This window comes from Komagataeibacter sp. FNDCR2, assembly GCF_021295395.1.
Lineage (GTDB): Bacteria > Pseudomonadota > Alphaproteobacteria > Acetobacterales > Acetobacteraceae > Komagataeibacter.
On sequence record NZ_JAIWOU010000001.1, the window covers coordinates 1,540,296 to 1,558,788 of the forward strand.

19 protein-coding genes and 1 tRNA gene are annotated in these 18,493 nt (G+C 66.0%); 15 read left to right on the plus strand and 5 right to left on the minus strand.

The features are described 5' to 3' along the window. The first annotated feature begins 28 nt into the window (after positions 1 to 28). Genes LDL28_RS07310 through LDL28_RS07320 form a run of 3 tightly spaced genes read left to right on the plus strand, consistent with a single transcriptional unit; the run spans position 29 to position 2,677 of the window. Positions 29 to 1,606 (plus strand): HAMP domain-containing sensor histidine kinase, encoded by a 1,578-nt coding sequence (locus LDL28_RS07310; RefSeq protein ID WP_233057956.1) that lies wholly within the window; start codon positions 29 to 31, stop codon positions 1,604 to 1,606. A 4-nt stretch (positions 1,607 to 1,610) separates the two neighbouring features. Continuing rightward, the gene (locus tag LDL28_RS07315; protein ID WP_233057957.1) at positions 1,611 to 1,940 is read left to right on the plus strand and encodes a hypothetical protein; all 330 of its coding nucleotides are present in this window, start codon (positions 1,611 to 1,613) and stop codon (positions 1,938 to 1,940) included. Beyond that, positions 1,937 to 2,677: an SIMPL domain-containing protein gene (locus LDL28_RS07320; RefSeq protein ID WP_233057958.1), complete on the plus strand. Its 741-nt coding sequence runs from the start codon at positions 1,937 to 1,939 to the stop codon at positions 2,675 to 2,677. Before LDL28_RS07315 ends, LDL28_RS07320 begins: the two co-directional genes overlap by 4 nt. Positions 2,678 to 2,761: 84 nt before the next feature. Here the strand turns inward: LDL28_RS07320 and infC are convergent, their stop codons facing one another. From infC to LDL28_RS07340, 4 genes are all read right to left on the minus strand, one after another. Continuing rightward, positions 2,762 to 3,283 carry a translation initiation factor IF-3 gene (gene infC, locus LDL28_RS07325; RefSeq protein ID WP_025812777.1) on the minus strand — a complete coding sequence of 174 codons (522 nt, stop codon included), beginning with the start codon at positions 3,281 to 3,283 and terminating at the stop codon, positions 2,762 to 2,764. A 237-nt stretch (positions 3,284 to 3,520) separates the two neighbouring features. Continuing rightward, positions 3,521 to 5,455, minus strand: a complete 1,935-nt coding sequence (thrS, locus tag LDL28_RS07330; protein WP_233057959.1) for a threonine--tRNA ligase — start codon at positions 5,453 to 5,455, stop codon at positions 3,521 to 3,523. Between the two features lie 41 nt (positions 5,456 to 5,496). Continuing rightward, a complete protein-coding gene (locus LDL28_RS07335; protein ID WP_233057960.1) occupies positions 5,497 to 6,402 on the minus strand; it encodes a glycosyltransferase family 9 protein in 906 nt (301 codons plus the stop codon). A 4-nt stretch (positions 6,403 to 6,406) separates the two neighbouring features. Further along, a complete protein-coding gene (locus LDL28_RS07340) occupies positions 6,407 to 7,429 on the minus strand; it encodes a tetratricopeptide repeat protein (RefSeq protein ID WP_233057961.1) in 1,023 nt (340 codons plus the stop codon). Positions 7,430 to 7,470: 41 nt separating this feature from the next. Here LDL28_RS07340 and LDL28_RS07345 point away from each other — a divergent pair, with 41 nt between their 5' ends. The 12 genes from LDL28_RS07345 (at position 7,471) to LDL28_RS07400 (ending at position 16,809) form a co-directional block, all read left to right on the plus strand. Next, positions 7,471 to 8,700, plus strand: coding sequence for a glycosyltransferase family 4 protein (locus tag LDL28_RS07345; protein WP_233057962.1), 1,230 nt, complete (start codon positions 7,471 to 7,473; stop codon positions 8,698 to 8,700). Positions 8,701 to 8,935: 235 nt separating this feature from the next. Then, positions 8,936 to 10,048, plus strand: coding sequence for an aromatic ring-hydroxylating dioxygenase subunit alpha (locus tag LDL28_RS07350; protein WP_233057963.1), 1,113 nt, complete (start codon positions 8,936 to 8,938; stop codon positions 10,046 to 10,048). A gap of 80 nt (positions 10,049 to 10,128) precedes the next feature. Then, on the plus strand, positions 10,129 to 10,320 hold the full coding sequence (locus LDL28_RS07355; RefSeq protein WP_233057964.1) for a hypothetical protein: 192 nt from the start codon (positions 10,129 to 10,131) through the stop codon (positions 10,318 to 10,320). A 96-nt stretch (positions 10,321 to 10,416) separates the two neighbouring features. Then, positions 10,417 to 10,971: a dCTP deaminase gene (gene dcd, locus LDL28_RS07360; protein ID WP_233057965.1), complete on the plus strand. Its 555-nt coding sequence runs from the start codon at positions 10,417 to 10,419 to the stop codon at positions 10,969 to 10,971. Between the two features lie 18 nt (positions 10,972 to 10,989). Then, positions 10,990 to 12,252: a UDP-N-acetylglucosamine 1-carboxyvinyltransferase gene (murA, locus tag LDL28_RS07365; protein WP_233057966.1), complete on the plus strand. Its 1,263-nt coding sequence runs from the start codon at positions 10,990 to 10,992 to the stop codon at positions 12,250 to 12,252. A 48-nt stretch (positions 12,253 to 12,300) separates the two neighbouring features. Beyond that, complete coding sequence (gene hisG, locus LDL28_RS07370; RefSeq protein ID WP_370636271.1) at positions 12,301 to 13,098, plus strand: ATP phosphoribosyltransferase; 798 nt, start codon at positions 12,301 to 12,303, stop codon at positions 13,096 to 13,098. After that, on the plus strand, positions 13,095 to 14,408 hold the full coding sequence (gene hisD / locus LDL28_RS07375; RefSeq protein ID WP_233057968.1) for a histidinol dehydrogenase: 1,314 nt from the start codon (positions 13,095 to 13,097) through the stop codon (positions 14,406 to 14,408). Before hisG ends, hisD begins: the two co-directional genes overlap by 4 nt. 87 nt (positions 14,409 to 14,495) lie before the next feature. After that, positions 14,496 to 14,714, plus strand: a complete 219-nt coding sequence (gene infA / locus LDL28_RS07380; protein WP_010508114.1) for a translation initiation factor IF-1 — start codon at positions 14,496 to 14,498, stop codon at positions 14,712 to 14,714. Positions 14,715 to 14,731: 17 nt separating this feature from the next. Then, complete coding sequence (locus LDL28_RS07385) at positions 14,732 to 15,361, plus strand: nucleoside triphosphate pyrophosphatase (RefSeq protein ID WP_233057969.1); 630 nt, start codon at positions 14,732 to 14,734, stop codon at positions 15,359 to 15,361. Continuing rightward, positions 15,358 to 16,476: a ribonuclease E/G gene (locus LDL28_RS07390; RefSeq protein ID WP_233057970.1), complete on the plus strand. Its 1,119-nt coding sequence runs from the start codon at positions 15,358 to 15,360 to the stop codon at positions 16,474 to 16,476. The genes LDL28_RS07385 and LDL28_RS07390 overlap by 4 nt, the downstream gene beginning before the upstream one ends. Next, entirely contained in the window at positions 16,469 to 16,675 is a 207-nt protein-coding gene (locus LDL28_RS07395; RefSeq protein ID WP_233057971.1) for a DNA gyrase inhibitor YacG, read from the plus strand. Before LDL28_RS07390 ends, LDL28_RS07395 begins: the two co-directional genes overlap by 8 nt. 58 nt (positions 16,676 to 16,733) lie before the next feature. Then, positions 16,734 to 16,809: transfer RNA gene (locus LDL28_RS07400), tRNA-Phe, on the plus strand. A gap of 171 nt (positions 16,810 to 16,980) precedes the next feature. Here LDL28_RS07400 and LDL28_RS07405 read toward each other — a convergent pair. Beyond that, entirely contained in the window at positions 16,981 to 18,321 is a 1,341-nt protein-coding gene (locus LDL28_RS07405; RefSeq protein ID WP_233057972.1) for a dihydroorotase, read from the minus strand. Positions 18,322 to 18,493 lie beyond the last annotated feature (172 nt).

Sequence of the window (18,493 nt, forward strand, 5' to 3'; positions counted from 1 at the left end):
CGCGCGGGGCCTGCCGGTCGCGAACGCGATGGTGAGCGATTTCGCCCCCCCCACCCCCCGCCGTTCGCGCTGGCGGGCATGGCGGTCGGCCAGCCTGCGTTTCTCGCTGGCTTACGGCATGCTGTTCGCCCTGTCCTCGGTCCTGTTCATGTCGTTCATGTGGTGGGGCACGATCGGCTTTCTGGACCGTCAGGTCGAAACCGCCATCAACGCCGATGCCCGCGCCCTGGCCGAACGCTGGGTCATGGGCGGGCTGCCCACGCTGGCGCTCACGATCGAGGACCGGCTGGAACAGAACCTCGATGACGATGCGATCTACCTCGTCGTCGATCCGCAGGGGAATTACCTGACCGGCAATGTCTCCGCATGGCCCGGGCGCGTGCAGTACACCGACCGGTGGTACACCCTGCCCGATACGCGCGCGGGCCTGCGCGGCATGGCGGAACTGCATGGCTACCGCCTGCCCGGCACCGCGCAGACCCATACGGCGGGCCAGCTTGACAGCGGCTACCGCCTGCTCGTCGGCCGCGATGTCCGCTCACGCGGGGTGCTGCGCCACCTGCTGACCGACTCGCTGCTCTGGGCGTGGGTCATGGTCTCGCTGCTGGCGGTGAGCGGGGCGGTGCTGGTGCATGGCATCTTCCGCCGCATGGTCAAGACGGTCGCGCGCACCACCTCCGCCATCGCGCATGGCGACCTGAGCCGGCGCATGCCGCTGGTGGGCAATGGCGACGAGATGGACCAGGTGGCCGAAGCCATCAACGAGATGCTGGACCGCATCGTACGCCTGATGGACGGGGTGCGGCAGGTCTCCAATTCCATTGCCCATGACCTGCGCACCCCCATCGCGCGGGCGCGCACGCAGCTTGAGGACGCGGCCCTTCACGCCACCACGGCGGATGAACTGCGCGGCGCGATCGAGCGCGCGGTCGGTAATCTGGATAACGTGACAGCCGTGTTCGAGGCCCTGCTGCGCATCGCCCAGATCGAGGCGGGCGCGCGTCGCTCCGCGTTCATGACATTCGACCTCGTGCCGGTCCTGCGCGATGTAGCCGACCTGTACGAAGCCGTGGCGGATGAGCATGACATCGCCCTTGCGCTCGACCTGCCCGCGCACCTGTCCTTTTATGGTGATCGCTCACTGGTGCAGCAGGCGGTCGCCAACATGCTCGACAACGCCATAAAGTTCTCGCCACCCGGTGGCACGGTCCACCTGCGCGCGCAGATACGCGAACTTTCCCCCGGCCGCACAAGCGGGCCAACGGGCGAAGGGATGCTGGACCTGTCGGTCAGCGACGAGGGAATCGGCATGAGCGAAGCCGACATGGCGCGGGCGACGGAACGCTTCTTCCGCGCCGAAAAGGCCCGCCATACGCCCGGCGCCGGGCTGGGTCTGGCCATGGTGCGCGCCATCGTGCAACTGCATGGGGGGCGGATGCATCTGTCCGCCCACAACCCCGGGCTCACGGTTTCCATATCCCTGCCCGTAGCGGCGTGCGCGCTGGCGGCGGGGGAAGATGATTTTCCATCCGGCCAGCACATATCTGGCATGACGCAAACGTCACCTTTCTCCCATCAGCACGACATGAACAGTAGCGTAGAGTAACGCCATGAACATGCACTCCGCCGTGACGCCAGCCATCGTCGTGATGGGCTTCTGCCTGTGCGGGGCCTCACCCGTTCCGGTGGAACCAGGGGACATGGCCCGCGTGATGGCCGCACGGGACGGAGCGGACAAGCCTGTCATCATCACCAGCGACACGCGGGCCTACTGTAACCGGCTCCTGAACATTATCGACGCGTATGGGCCTGCCCTGCCGCAGGATGTGGACAGCCTGCGCATGCAGGGCGAAGGCATGTGCCGGGAGGGACGCATCCGCTCGGGAATCGTCCGGCTCCGCCGCGCGCTGGTCGAATTGAAGGAAACGACACATTCATGATGACCAGATACTTTCGCCCATCCGCACGCCGCGCCCTGCCAGCACTCGTACTCGCGGCGGCCCTGTGCCCGGCGGCGGTGATGGCGCAGACACCCGCGGCCGATAACGCCACCCCCGATGAAACCACGCTTGACCTGATCGCGTCCGGCACCGTGCAGGCCCGGCCTGATGAACTGACCGCCTCGTTCTTCGCCGAATCCCGGGCCGACACGGCGGCGGCGGCACAGGCGCAGGTCAATGCCCTGATCGCGAAGGCCATGGCGACCACCGCCCATGTGGACGGGTTGAACGTCAATGCCGAGTCGTATTTCGTCCGGCATGATGATGGCGACCCCCGCCAGAACCGCAAACCGGGCTGGGTCGCCCGCCAGACCATTCGCCTGACCGCGCAGGACGGCAAAATCCTGCTGCCGCTGATCGGGCAGTTGCAGGCCGAAAACCTTGCCCTGACACAACTGGACTGGTCCCTGTCGCGCGCGCGGCGGGCGGAACTGACCCGTCAGGCCGAATCCCTTGCCCTGCAGGACATGCAGCAGCGCGCGCAGGCGGCGGCCACCACGCTCAAGCGGAAAGTTTCGGTCATCATGTCCGTCGTGCTGGAAGACCAGAATACACCGCACCCCATGCCCATGATGATGATGGCCCGCGCCAGCGCCGACAGCATGGCGCCATCCGCCCCGGCGGGCATGGAAGATGTGACCGCCACCGCCCATGGCACCCTGCTTCTCAAACCCTGAGCACTGCCGGTCGAGATATGAAAAAGGCCCGGAAGAGATCATCTCCGGGCCTTTTTTCAAACCTGATGACAGGAGCGGGACACCTCAGCGCGGCGCCAGCACCATGATCATCTGACGGTTTTCAAGCTTGGGCATATGCTCAACCTTGGCCAGCTCGTCCATTTCCGCGCGGATACGCTCCAGAACCTTCACGCCCAGATCCTGATGCGCCATTTCACGGCCACGGAAGCGAAGGGTCACCTTCACCTTGTCGCCCTCGCCAATGAAGCTTTTCATCGCGCGCATTTTAACCTGATAGTCATTTTCATCAATGTTCGGGCGAACCTTGACTTCCTTGATTTCAATGACTTTCTGCTTCTTGCGCGCTTCGTTGCGCTTCTTCTGCTGTTCGTATTTGAACTTCCCGTAATCAAGCACCTTGGCCACCGGCGGCTCGGCGTTCGGGCTGATTTCCAGCAGGTCAAGACCGACGGCATAAGCGCGCGCCAGCGCATCACGGGTGGACATGATGCCGAGCATCTCGCCCGCTTCGTCGATCAGACGTACCTGGGGTACGCGAATCTCTTCATTGACACGGGGGCCCTCTCGATTCGGCGGAGTGGGCATGGGGGGTCTGGCTATGGTCAGCTCCTGTAACTGTTTCATTCAAACGGCAGGCAAGGCCGCCCGCCCGCCTGTGCGCCGGTGGCTGGAGCCAGCCGGACGCGCCGCGAGCATGGAACGGCCTTACATTATGGAAAGATATGTGACGCAAACACACGCCACAGATCAAGTACTGTCTTGCTCCGCCCCGCGAAAACAGCCATGCGCTCGCGGCACGGTGCCATTACGCCACGGGGCGCTTCAGCCACGCATGCGGCGGATATCGGGTGGCAGCGCCTCATATGCAAGGGCGGACACCGCCTCCTCCATCGGAAGGACCTCCTGCGCCTTGCCGCCCAGGCGGCGCATGGCGACGGTATTTTCCTCCGCCTCCTTGCGGCCCACGACCAGAATGACCGGCACGCGGGCAAGGCTGTGTTCGCGAATCTTGGCGTTGATCTTCTCGTTGCGCAGGTCGGCCTCGACCACCAGGCCTGCGGCGCGCAGGCTGTCCGCCACGTGCCGGGCGTAATCGGCCGCGTCGGTCACGATCGAAGCCACGACTACCTGCGTGGGCGCCAGCCAGAGCGGGAAGCGGCCCGCATGCTGTTCGATCAGGATGCCGAGGAACCGCTCGAACGAGCCCAGAATCGCGCGATGCAGCATGACGGGCCGGTGGCGCGCGCTGTCTTCACCCACATAGGAGGCGTCCAGCCGTTCGGGCAGCACGTAATCGACCTGCAACGTGCCGCACTGCCAGTCACGGCCAATGGCGTCGCGCAGCACGAATTCAAGCTTGGGGCCATAGAACGCGCCCTCCCCCGGATTGTGCTCGTAGCTTACGCCCGCCATGTCGCACGCGACTTTCAGCGCGTTTTCCGCGCGGTCCCATGTCGCGTCATCGCCCGCGCGCTGTTCGGGGCGGTCGGCAAACTTCACACGGAAATGCTCGAAGCCGAGATCCTGGTACACATCGGACAGCATGCGCACGAAACGCGCCGTTTCATCCGCGATCTGGTCCTCGGTGCAGAAGATGTGGGCGTCATCCTGCGTGAAGCCGCGCACGCGCATGATGCCATGCAGCGCGCCGGAGGGTTCATAACGGTGGCAGGCGCCGAATTCCGCCATGCGCAGCGGCAGTTCACGGTAGGAGCGCAGGCCATGGCGGAAGATCTGCACATGGCACGGGCAGTTCATCGGCTTCAGCGCGAGGGTCTTGTCCTCGTCCTCGACGGTGGCGATGAACATGTGCTCGCGGTATTTGTCCCAGTGGCCGGAGGCTTCCCACAGCCCACGGTCCACAAGCTGGGGGGTGCGCACTTCCTGGTAGCCGTTGCCGTTCTGCGCGCGGCGCATGTAATCCTGCAGCACCGAGTACAGCCGCCAGCCCTTGGGGTGCCAGAAAATCTGGCCCACGGCTTCCTCCTGGATATGGAACAGGTCCATCTCGCGGCCGATGCGGCGGTGGTCGCGGCGCTCGGCTTCCTCAAGCTGGTGCAGGTGCGCCTCAAGTTCCTTGCGATCGCGCCATGCCGTGCCGTAGATGCGCGTCAGCATGGGGTTGCGATGGTCACCGCGCCAGTAGGCCCCGGCCACCTTCATGAGCTTGAAGGCGGTGCCCACATCCGCCGTGCCGCGCAGGTGCGGCCCCCGACACAGATCCAGCCATTCGCCCTGACGGTAGATGGAAATTTCCTCGTCTTCCGGCAGGTCGCGGATCAGTTCCGCCTTGAAGCGTTCGCCACGTTCCTCGAAAAACGCGATGGCCTGCGCGCGGGGCCAGGTCTCGCGCACGAAGGGCGTGTCGGCGGCTACGATCTCGCGCATCCGCTCCTCGATGGCGGCGAAATCTTCCGGCGTGAACGGCTCGTTCCGATAGAAATCGTAATAGAACCCGTTTTCAATGGACGGGCCGATCGTGACCTGCGTGCCCGGCCACAGCGACTGCACGGCCTCGGCCAGCACATGGGCGGCGTCGTGGCGGATCATTTCCAGCGCCTGCGGATCCTTGCGCGTGATGAAGCGGAGGCTGGCGTCATGGTCGATGGCCCGACCGATATCCATAAGATGGCCGTCCACCTCCATCGCAAGGGCTGCGCGGGCCAGACCGGCCCCGATGGACTGCGCCACCGTAGTGCCCGTCACCGGCCCGTCAAAGCGGCGAACGGATCCGTCAGGCAGGGTGATGGCAGGCATGGTTCATTGCTCCGGTAAGAAGATATTGCGCTGTAATGGCGTTACGGGAGCATTGCCGCAACCCTGTCCACGCGCAGAGTCGCCAGATCCTGCACATAAATGACCCGTACCTGCCCCACATACCGCCCCACCGGGGCGTTGAGTGCCGGGTTGCCGACCGCGCAGAACAGCACGGTGGACGGCACGCCCAGGGCGGCGGCCATATGCATCGGCCCCGTATCATTGCCCACCACGCAGGCGGCGCGCGCGATCACGCCGCCCAGTTCCAGCAGGGAAGTCCGGCCTGTCAGGTCAAGCGCATCGGGGCAGGACTGGCGGATGACACCGGCAAGGGGGCTTTCCTCCGCCCCGCCCACGATAACCGGACGGAGCCCGCGCGCGTGCATGCGTACGGCAAGCGCCCCGTAGCGTTCCACCGGCCAGCGCTTGGCCGGATGGCGCAGTGACGCGCCGGGCACCAGCACGCCATAGGGGCCATCCAGCACCGGGCCGCCCCCGGCCAGCCACGACAGGTCTGGCACCGGCAGCCCCGCCCCGAGTCCCGCATGGCGCAACTGGTCGCGCTGGCGGCTGCTGTTATGCATTGACCGGCGCTGCGGGCTGTCATGCCGCGCCTGCGCGCCGCGCCCGATTCCCGACCACGCCTTCATGCCTGACAGGTGGAAGTAGCGGGTACTGCGGCGCGAGGTCTGGAGGTCGTAGATAAAATCATATGACCGCAGGCAACGCCGCAGCGCCATCATGGCGGGCAGGTCATGCCAGCGTGGCCGGGAATCGATCCGCACATGATCGAACCATGGCGCGTGTTCCCCCAGCCCGGCGAAGGGGCGCCGGGTCAGCAGGTCCACCTCGTCATGGGCATGGTGGGCGCGGATGGCGGCGAAGGGCGCGAAGGACTGCACGAAGTCGCCTAACGCGCCGAGACGGATCACGAGAATACGGGCCATGGGGTCAGGGCGCCTCGGGGTCGGTTTCCAGCAGGGAAAGATCCTGCCGCGCCAGGTCGGCCTCATCCGAATCCGGCGCCAGCGTCACCACGTCCTGCCAGTCGGCGCGGGCGGCTTCCATCTCGCCGCGCCGCATGTACAGGATCCCCCGCTCCAGCAACGCGGCCCCGTTATGGGGCGCATCCTTCAGCGCCGCGTTGATATCCGCCATGCCCAGATCAATGCGGCCCAGCCTGCGCCATGCGCTCGCCCGCGTCACCAGCGCCTCGTCACGTTCCGCCGGGGCGTCGGGCAACGGCGTGAGCGTGGCGATGGCGCGGGCGGGCTGGTCCAGCTCCACCGCGACGCGCGCATAGACCAGCCGCAGCGTGGGGCTGCCCGGCGCCAGCGTCAGGCCGTAGGTCGCGCTGTCCAGCGCCTGTTTCGGGCTGTCATCCGCCTGCCATGCGCGGGCGGCCTGTTCGGCCAGCGCGGCGCGGCGCGGGAGCCAGGCCCGGTTATCCGTGCCCGTGGTCCGCGCGCCCGTCGTGTCCCCCGCGGGCCAGTCGGCCATATGGGCCAGGCGGTCCAGCTCGGTGGCGGCGCTGGCCACATCCCCCAGTTCCATCCGCGCCATGGCGTCGCACTGTTCCGCTTCCAGCCCGCCGCCATGATTGTGCCAGTCGGCGGCATAATCACGGGCGCCATCGGGGTCATCGGGCAGGGTGGCGGTACAATGCGGCAGGCTCCAGTCCTCCGGCGCGGGCGCGGACTGGAGCGGGACGGGCGCAAGCGCGGGCTGGGCCATGGACGCGGCCCCGGCCCGCCCACCGGCCAGCGCCGCCACCAGCAGCACGCATCCCCCCGCCACCGCCGGTCGCGCCGGGCGTGTCCACCGGCCCGGTTCAATGGCCGGAAAAGCACGCCGCGCCAGGGCGGTTCCCGGCAGGACAAAACGGCGGACAGGCAGGCAGGCGAAGGCTTTCATCGGCCCATTCGTCGGGCCGCCCAGCCCCAAGGTCAAGGGAAAACCCCCTATTCGTCGCATGGCCGTGCAGTTCCATTGCGTTCGTGATATGGTGAAGGGTGATGCAAACCGTTACCGACCGACCCGTTATCCTTCAGGCCCTGCCCGCGCTCGAATCCGGTGGAATTGAACAGGGCACGCTGGAAATAGCGCAGGCCGTCGTACAGGCGGGGGGCACGGCCATTGTCGCCAGCGCGGGCGGGCGGCTGGTCGCGCGGCTGAAATATATCGGCGCCATCCCGGTCGAGATGGAACTGGGCGCCAAGAACCCCATCTCCATCATGCGTAACGCGGGCCGCCTGCGCCAGGTCATGCGGCAGTTCAATGTCAATCTGGTCCATGCGCGTTCGCGCGCGCCCGCATGGGCGGCGTCGCTGGCATGCAGGCGGGTCGGCATTCCCCTTGTCACCACGTGGCATGGCGTCCATGCGGCCAATTTGCCGGGCAAGCGGCATTATAACAGCGTGCTGGCCTCGGGCGCGCGGGTGATCGCGATAAGCGACTACATCGCGGGCCGCCTGCGCGATGAATACCACGTCGGCCCCGACCGGCTGCGCCTGATCCCGCGCGGGGCGGACATGGCGCGCTTCGACCCGCACGGCGTGCGCGGCAACCGCGTGCAGGCCCTGCATGACCAGTGGAACATTCCCGATGGCGCCACCGTCATCATGCTGCCCGCGCGGGTTACGGCATGGAAGGGCCATGCGCTGCTGGTCGAGGCACTGGCCCATCTGCACCGGGCGGGCGGTTTTCCCACCGACTGGGTCTGTGTCTTCGTGGGCGAAGCCAATGCGAAACAGGGCAGCGAACTGGTCAGCCTGGCGCGGCGGCACGCCATCGCCGCCCACCTGCGTTTTGCCGGGCACTGCGCGGACATGCCCGCCGCCCTGATGCTGGCGGACATGGTTGTCGTGCCCTCGCGCAGGCCCGAACCCTTCGGGCGCGTGGTGGTGGAGGCGCAGGCCATGGGCTGCCCGGTTATCGTGGCGGGCCATGGCGCGGCGCTGGAAACGGTGGAAGATGGCGTGACCGGCTTCGCCTTCCCCCCCGATGATGTCGGGGCGCTTGCGGCGTGCCTCCATCATGTCATGGCCATGACAGCGGACCAGCGGGCCATGCTGGCGTGGCACGCGCGCGAGAACGTACGCACGCATTATTCCACGCAGGCAATGCAGCATGCGACCCTCGCGGTTTATGATGAACTGCTGCACACCCATCTGGCGGACAGTTTCCTCCATGCCACGGGCGCGGACGAAAGCGGGGATGGCGAAATGCTGCCACAGGCAGGATAGCCCAAGGCCGGATAACGATTGTGCCATGCCCGCAAACGGATTTCCTTGATCTGTCTCATAGCTGCCCGAAAACCCCGCACGAGCCTCCTGCATTAAGCATGGGCCTTATGCAACGCGTGGTTTTACAGTCGACAACACCGCTGGAATTCGCCACCCATTGCGCACGTTCATTTCTGGCATACGGGTTCTGCCCGCTGCCTGCCGTTTCAACGCGAACACTTCGGGACTGCACCGCATGAACCAGATTTCCCCCGCCCTGGCAGACACCGCAACGGAGGCCCGCCAGCCCGACCTGCGCCGGGTCAACTCCAATCCGGATTTCTGGTATCCGGTCGCATGGTCTTCCGACGTGCCCAAGGGCAAGACCGTAGCCGTCAGCTTCGCCGGCATTCCCATTGCCCTGGTCCGCCCCGAGGAAGGGGGCATCTTCGCCCTGTATGACCGCTGCCCCCACCGGCAGGTGCCGCTGAGCCAGGGCATCGTGAACGGCCAGACCGTGCGCTGCTGCTACCATGGCTGGGCCTTCGGCCGGTCGGGCCGCTGCATCGACGTGCCCTATCTGGGCAAGGGCAAGCTGCCCAACGGCGTGCGCTCCTACCCGGTGCGTGAGGCTGGCGGCCTGATCTTCGTCTTCCCCGGCGACCCGGAAAAGGCCCGCACCGTACCGTTCCCCAAGCTGGCCCAGACGGACAACCCCGCCTTCAAGACCCGGCGCTTCAGCCCGCGCGTGAACTGCCACTACACCTTCATGCACGAGAACCTGATGGACATGAACCATCAGTTCCTGCACCGCCGCCAGATGGGCCAGATCAAGGCCCGCTTCCTGGGGCAGGACCGCGGTGACGACTTTATCGAGGCCCGCTACAGCTTCATGCGCAGCGGCGGCCAGCAGCCGCTGGCCGAACGGCTGATCTTTGGCAAGCACAAGGATCTCAATGGCCGCGAACAGCCCGTCGAGGAAGTCGTGACCATCCGCACCGAATATCCGTACCAGACCCTGCGCATCACCGACAAGGACGGTGACCTGATCATGGATCTGTGGGCGGCCTACGTGCCGGTGGACAAGGACCAGCGCGTCACCCAGTCCTTCGGCCTGCTGTCCGTCCTGCGCCCGAAGACCCCGCTGCTGATCGACGTGATCTGGCCCGTGCTGGGCTGGTTCACCAACCGCATTTTCCTTGAGGACAAGGACATTGTGGAAATGGAGCAGGCCGCGTGGAACGAAGTCGGCCATGACCGCAATGTGGAAATCTTCCCCATCGTGCGCGAACTGCGTGAACTGCTGGTCCGCTGCGGCTGCCCGCAGGACGTGAAGCCCGCGCCCGAGCCCGAGAAAACCCCGGCCTGACACCCCGGACCGTCCCGCCCGCCCCCATTCCCATGATCAAGGGGGGCGGGCACCCCTTCCAGCCCCAAGAAACACGACCGATGACCGAACGGCCCGATCCCCCCCGCCTGACCGACCGGGCCGAGGCCGCCCGTCGTGAGCGCCTTGAGCGTGAAGCCGCGGCCCTGCGCGCCAACCTGCGCCGCCGCAAGCAGCAAAGCCGCGCGCGCAGCACCCCGGACACCGACACGGACCAACCGGCGGAGAGTGACATATCCGGCAACGAAAGGTGATTGCCGGTTGCGGTCGGCTGGTCACTTCGCTAGTGGTCGCGCAGCGGCTGGCGGCTTTTCCGCCCGCGCGCCCGCAATGCCGAAGGAAGGGACACCATGCCAATAATGCCTGATACGTGGATTCGTCGCATGGCCACGGAACATGGCATGATCGAACCCTTCGTGGAGAAGCAGAACCGTAGCGGGGTCATCTCCTTCGGCCTGTCGTCCTACGGGTACGACGCGCGCGTGGCGAGCGAGTTCAAGATTTTCACCGACGTGGACAACGCGGTCGTGGACCCCAAGAACTTTGCCGAAAACAGCTTCGTGACCCGCCGGGGGGACTGCTGCACCATCCCGCCGCACAGCTTCGTGCTGGCGCATACGGTCGAATATTTCCGCATACCGCGCGACACGCTGGTCATCTGCCTGGGCAAGTCAACCTATGCGCGCTGCGGCATTATCGTGAACGTGACCCCGCTGGAGCCGGAATGGGAAGGCCAGGTCACGATCGAGATCAGCAACACCACCCCGCTGCCCGCGCGCATCTACGCCAATGAGGGGATCTGCCAGTTCCTGTTCCTGCAGGGCGCATCCCCGTGTGAGACCAGCTACGCCGACCGCAAGGGCAAATACATGGGGCAGGTCGGCGTCGCCCCGCCGCGCATGTAAGGGCAGGGAATACAAGGCATGGACCGTTTCATCATTCACGGCGGGCACCCGCTGCGCGGCGACATCATTATCGGGGGGGCGAAGAATTCGGCCCTCAAGCTGCTGGTCGCCGGACTGCTCACGTCCGAACGGCTCGTGCTGGACAACGTGCCCCGCATTGCCGACATCCGCACCATGCGCAGGCTGCTCGAACAGCACGGCCTGACGGTGGAGGACGTGAACGGGGACAGCGGCACCATCGCGGTGGGCGGCAGCATCACCAACACGGAAGCGCCGTACGACATCGTATCGAAGATGCGGGCCTCGATTCTCGTGCTCGGCCCGCTTCTGGCGCGCTGCGGGGTGGCGCGCGTGTCACTGCCCGGCGGCTGCGCCATCGGCACCCGCCCCGTTGACCTGCACCTCAAGGCGCTGGAAACGCTGGGGGCCCGGATCACGCTGGAAAACGGCTATATCCACGCCTCCGCCCCCGATGGGCTGAAGGGGGAGCGGGTGATCCTGCCCTTCGCCTCGGTCGGGGCCACGGAAAACCTGCTCATGGCCGCCTGCCTGGCCAAGGGGCGGACCGAAATCGTCAACGCCGCGCGCGAGCCGGAAATTGGCGACCTGGTGGGCTGCCTCAACGCCATGGGCGCGCGCATTACCGGCGTGGGCAGCGGCAAGCTGGTCATTGATGGCGTGGAGGAACTGCATGGCGCGCGCTACCGCGTCATGCCCGACCGGATCGAATGCGGCACCTATGCCTGCGCCGCCGCCATTACCGGGGGGGAGCTGCGCCTTGTCGGTGGCCAGATCGAGCATCTGGGCGCGGTGGTGCGCGCGCTCGAGGAAGCGGGCGTGGAAATGGTGCAGGAAGACGGGGCCATCCGTGTCCAGCGCACCGGGGCGCTGCGCGGGGTCGATATCATGACCGAGCCCTATCCGGGCTTCCCGACCGACATGCAGGCCCAGTTCATGGCGCTGCTGTCGGTAGCGGAAGGGGCGTCCATGGTGACCGAAACCATTTTCGAAAACCGGTTCATGCATGTGCCCGAACTCAACCGCATGGGTGCGCGCATCAACGTGCATGGCTCGTCCGCCATTATCCGGGGGGTCCATTCCCTGTCCGGCGCGCCGGTCATGGCGACGGACCTGCGGGCCTCGTTCTCGCTCATTCTGGCGGGGCTTGCCGCCCATGGCGAGACGATCCTGAGCCGGGTCTACCACCTTGACCGCGGGTATGAGGCGGTGGAGCGCAAACTGGCCCAGTGTGGCGCGCATATCGAACGGGTGGCCGGCTAGTCGCCGCCACGGCATGAGAAAAGCGCCCTTCCTGCATGATGGCTGAATGTGGTATGCGCGCATGTCACGAAAAAGCGCCCTGCCCGCCGGGGTGCGCCCGCTCTCATGTCGGAGAATGCATTGACCGTCCTGTCACCGGCCCAGTCCCCCGTTCCGGAAACGGATAGCCCGCTGGTACTGGCCCTGCCCAAGGGCCGTATCCTCAAAGCCGCGGCGCCGCTTCTGCATACGGCGGGCATTGTGCCCGGCCCGGATTTCAACGACGAGAAAAGCCGCCTGCTGCGTTTCGAAACCAATGACCCCGGTGTCGACGTGGTGCGCGTGCGCTCGTTCGATGTCGCGACCTTCGTCGCCTTTGGCGGCGCGCAGGTCGGCATATGCGGCGCCGATGTGCTGATGGAATTCGACTATCCCGAAATCTATGCCCCGCTTGACCTGGGCATTGGCGGCTGCCGCATTTCCATCGCCCAGCCCCGTGACAGGAGCGGGCGGGAGGATAATCCCAACCGCCTGTCGCAGGTGCGGGTGGCGACGAAGTATCCCTCCCTCACGCGGCGGCATTTCGCGGCGCGCGGCATCAACGCCAGCATCGTCCACCTGCATGGCGCGATGGAACTGGCCCCGGTGCTGGATCTCTCGCACCTGATTGTCGATCTGGTCGATACGGGATCCACCCTGCGCGCCAACGGGCTGGAGGAAACCCACGTCATCGCCCATGTCACCAGCCGCCTGATCGTGAACCGCACGGCGCTGAAAACCCAGCCCGAGCGTATCACCGCCCTTATTAACCGTTTTCGTACGGCGCTGGCCTCCCGCCCGGCGCAAGCCAAGGACCAGAAGGCATGAAGCGCCTCGATACCACGCAGCCTGATTTCCGCACGCAATTCAGGGGCCTGCTGGCCGAACGCGACAGTGACACCGCCAGCGTGGATGCCCCCGTGGCTGAAATCCTGGCCGCCGTGCGCGCGCGGGGCGATGAGGCGCTGTGCGAGTTCACCCGCCGCTTCGACCGCATGGACGTGACACCCGCGGACCTGCGCATCACGCCCGATGAAGTCGCCGCCGCCTGCGCCAGCGTATCGACCGAGCTGCTGGCGGCCCTTGAACTGGCGGCGACCCGTATCGAGTCGTTTCACAAGGCGCAGATGCCCGACTCCCTGCGCTATACCGACGCGGCCGGGGTCACGCTTGGCATGCGCTGGACGGCGCTGGATTCGGTCGGGCTTTACGTGCCCGGCGGCAAGGCGGCCTATCCCTCCTCCGTGCTGATGAACGCCATTCCCGCCCATGTCGCGGGCGTAGGGCGCATCGCCATGTGCGTGCCCACGCCCGATGGCACGCTCAACCCGCTGGTGCTGGCGGCGGCGCGGCGCGCGGGCGTGACCGAAATCTACCGCGTGGGCGGCGCGCAGGCCGTGGGTGCGATGGCCTACGGCACCGCCACCATCGCCCCGGTGGACCGCGTGGTGGGGCCGGGCAACGCCTATGTGGCCGAGGCGAAGCGTCAGGTCTTCGGCACGGTGGGAATCGACTCCATCGCCGGCCCTTCCGAAGTGGTTGTGGTGGCGGATGGCAATAACGACCCGCGCGCCATCGCACTCGACCTGCTGGCGCAGGCGGAACACGACCCCATGGCGCAGTCCATCCTGCTCACGCCCGATGCCGGCATGGCGGAAAAGGTGGCGCGCGCCGTAGCGCTCGAACTCGAGACCCTGCCGCGCGCGCAGATCGCCCGCACAAGCTGGGATGCGCACGGGGCGATCATTACCGTACGGAACCTGGATGAAGCGGCGGATCTTGTAAACGAGATCGCGCCGGAACATCTGGAACTCATGGTCGATGCGCCCGCGCCGGTCTTCGAGCGGGTGCGTCACGCCGGGGCCATCTTCGTCGGGCGGTACTGCCCCGAGGCCATTGGCGATTACGTGGGTGGTCCCAACCATGTGCTGCCGACCAGCCGCACGGCACGTTTTTCATCCGGCCTTTCGGTGTTCGACTTTATCAAGCGCACCACGTTCATCGAGGCGCAGGCCGAGTCGCTACGTGAAATCGGCCCCGCCGCCGTAAGCCTGGCGCAGGCGGAAGGCCTTGACGCGCATGCCCTGAGCGTGGCCGTAAGGCTTGCCGCGCTGGACCGCGCGCATGATGGAACTTGACCACCGCCGTTCACATCCCCACATAAACCAACCGTATTGCGCTGCGGGCCCGCGGCGAAACGGCAATTCTAATGATCGAAGGACACGATGTCTAAAGAAGACATGATTGAATTCAGTGGCACGGTAACCGAACTGCTGCCCAACGCCATGTTCCGCGTCACGCTGGATAATGAGCATACCATTCTGGCCCACACCAGCGGCAAGATGCGCAAGAACCGCATCCGTGTCCTTGCGGGGGACCGCGTGAATGTGGAAATGACGCCCTATGACCTGACAAAGGGTCGCATCACCTTCCGCTTCAAGTAAGCCGCGCATTGTCGGTCATGACCGGAACCCCCACCCCAGCCGGGGTGGATGCGGGCGCACAGATGGTCCTTGCCTCGGCCTCCCCCCGGCGGCTGGAACTCCTGCGCCAGATCGGGCTCGTCCCGAACCAGATATACCCCGCCGATATTGACGAAACGCCCCGGCGCGACGAACTGCCCCGCCCGTACGCCCAGCGTCTGGCTGCTGAAAAGGCGGACCACGTGGCGGCGGCGCTTGATATTCCGGCACTCGTCATCGCCGCCGATACGGTTGTCGCACTCGGGCGGCGCATCCTGCCCAAGGCAGAGGATGCGCAGACCGCGCGCGCCTGCCTCAACCTGCTGTCCGGCCGCCGGCACAGCGTCCATACGGCTGTCTCCATCCGTCCGACCGCTGCGTGGCGGGACGGGCGTGCGGGCAACCGTCTGGTCACCAGCACGGTCACGTTCTCGCGCCTGACACCCGCGCAGATCGAGGCGCTGGTCACGGCCGGGGACTGGCACGACAAGGCGGGCGGCTATGCCATACAGGGGCATGCGGCGGCCTTCGTACGGTTTCTGTCGGGCAGTTACACGGGTATCGTGGGCCTGCCCCTGTTCGAGACAGCCCAGATGCTGCGTGGGCAGAAGGGGAACTGGCTCCGTTGAACACGCGCATCTGCGCCAGCAGCGGGCCGGGGGAGATCCGCATTGCCGTGACCGGCAATGGCCGGATGCTGGACTTCGCCCTGTGGCGGCCCGACATGGCCGATGGGGTGGGCGATATCTACCGCGCGCCCGTCAGCGCCCATGTACCCGCCCTTGGCGGCACCTTCATCACCCTGCCCGGGCAGGAACAGGCGGGTTTCCTGCCCGATTCCGAGGGGCTTGGTCCCCTGACACAGGGGCAGGCCGTTCTTGTCACCGTCACCCGCAGCGCGCAGGGTGGCAAGGGCGTGCGACTGGGTGCGCGCAACCTGCCATCCAACCTGCCGGGCGGGGCCGAACCGAAGCTGCTGCGGCGCGGGCTGACACCGCTGGAACGGCTTGCCCACCAGTACCCCGATGCGCCCATCGTGATTGACGACGCGCATGTCGCCACCCTGATACCGGCTACCCTGCACCCCCGGATCACACGCGCCACTTCCGCGTTTGACAGTGAATTACGCGCACAGGCCGATGCGCTGGAAGACCCCGTCGTGGCGTTGCCCGGCGGCATGTCGGCCAGCATCACCCCCACCCCGGCGCTGGTGGCGATCGACATGGATGGCGGGGCCACCAGCGCGGACAGGCGCCCCAAACAGACCGCCCAGTTCGCCGCCAACCGCGACGCCCTGCCGGATCTCCTGCACCAGTTGCGGCTGCGCAACCTGTCCGGCGCGATTATCGTGGATGTCGCCGGTCTGGCCATCCGCAAGCGCAAGGCGCTGGGAGAGACGTTCGGGGCCGCATTGGCGCATGATCCGCTGCGGCCACGCTTCCTGGGGTTTACGGCGCTGGGCCTGGCCGAAATCGTGCGGCCGCGCGTGCATCCGCCGCTGCATGAACTCCTGCACGCCCGCGAGGGCCGGCTGCTGCGCGCCCTGCGGGTGCGGATGCAGGCCGACCGTGGCATGCCGTCCAGCGGCCAGCCTGTCAGGCTGGGGTGTGGTTATGGTATCATGCAGCTCTTGCAGGACCATCCCGCCTGGATGGAGGATTTCACGCGCCTGACCGGCCGCATGCTCCAGCCTGTTACGGATCAGACCCTGCCCGCCAATGGCTGGAGATTTGACCATGACTGAACCATCCGCCCTTCCGCCCTGCCCCATCTGCGGCCAGCCCGCGCAGGCGCGCTACCGGCCGTTCTGTTCGCGACGCTGCGCCGATGTTGATCTGGGCCGCTGGTTCTCCGGGCAGTACCGCGTACCCTCGGCAGAGATTTCCCCTGACACGGATGAAAAATACACAAGACGGGTTGATCCCGACGATGAGGTGGGTTAAACGCTTGTCCATCGTCACGGCGGCCAGACTGTCGTGACCTGCCGGGTAACGGCCCGGTGCCCAAGTAGCTCAGTTGGTAGAGCATGCGACTGAAAATCGCAGTGTCGGTGGTTCGATCCCGCCCTTGGGCACCATTAATTTCCTTGAAAAAACAAGCCTAGACAGAAGTTCGCTTCCTATATCGGAACGGACCGTTCTGCGAACCGTAAAGAAGTTTTTGGTGAAGCTTTTTTCAAAAAGCTTCAGGGAACGCCGCCTTTTTGGAAAAAGGCGACGCCCAAGGACTTTTATTGGTTTTGGGAAGCTCAGGTACCCTGCGGGCGATCTGTTGCCTCAAAACGCAGGGGCGCGCCCTGTGCCGTGGGGGCAAGTTCGTTTTCCCACATGGCGACATTGCCACGGATAATCGTGCCGATGGGGCGACCCGTCAGTTCGCGCCCCACAAAAGGCGACCAGCCGCACTTGGACGCCAGCCATTCCTGCTGGACCGTCCAGCGGGCAGCCAGATCCACCACCGAGAAATCGGCATCATACCCCACGGCAATACGTCCCTTGCCCACCAGCCCGAACAGGCGCTGCGGCCCGGCGGATGTCATGTCCACCACCCGGCGCAGCGACAGCCGCCCATGGGCCACATGGTCGAGCATCAGCGGCAGGAGCGTCTGCACGCCCGGCATGCCGGACGGCGAGGCGGGATAGGCGCGCTGCTTGGCTTCCAGCGTATGGGGCGCATGGTCGGACCCGATGATGTCGGGCACCCCCTGCCCCATCCAGTACCAGAGCCCGTCCCGCCATTTACGGCCGCGAATCGGCGGGTTCATCTGCGCCAGCGTGCCAAGCCCTGCATAGGCTTCTTCCCCCGCCAGCGTCAGGTGCTGGGGCGTGACCTCGCAACTGGCGATATCCTTATGCGCCGCCAGGAATTCCATCTCCACCGGGGTGGTGACATGCAGTACATGAATGCGCCGCCCCGTACGCCGCGCCAGATGCACGATGCGCTGCGTGGCACGCAGGGCCGTCTCGTCATCGCGCCATACGGGATGGCTGGATGGATCATCCGCCCGCCGTTCGGAAAGGCGTTCCTGCAGCCGGGTCTCATCCTCGGCATGGATGGCGACACGGCGGCGGCCCGAGCGCAGCACGCGCTCCAGCATCGAATCGTCCGATACCAGCAGGTTGCCGGTGGATGACCCCATGAAGATCTTGATCCCCGCCGTACCCGGCAGCATTTCCAGCTCACCGCACCGATCGGCATTGTCCGTTGTCGCGCCGACATAGAAGGCATGGTCGCACCACATCCGCCCGCGCGCGCGCTCCAGCTTGTCCAGCACGGCTTCCGGGCAGTCGGTGGCGGGGCGGGTATTGGGCATCTCGAACACGGCGGTCACCCCGCCCATCACGGCGGCCATGCTGCCGGTGGCCAGATCCTCCGCCCCGGTCAGGCCCGGCTCACGGAAATGGACCTGCGTATCGATCACGCCGGGCAGGATGGTCAGACCAGTACAGTCAATGACCCTGCCGGCATCGCCCTGCCCGCCAATACGGGCGATACGGCCGTCGCACACATACACATCGGTTACGACCGTGGCGTCGGGCAGGACAACACTGCCATTTTTCAGACAAAGATCAAAAACGGGTAAGGTCATGGGATCATCCTGTGGCCATACACCCGCCCACCATCACCTGACGGGAGCAGGAGCAGGAAATGTCGTGCCGGGCCAGAGCGACGCCCCACACATCTTTCCCCCGATGTAGGGCATGCGCCCCCTGCCATGCAAACCGCTGAGGCCCGTGAAACATCCTGTTTCAGAAAGCTTT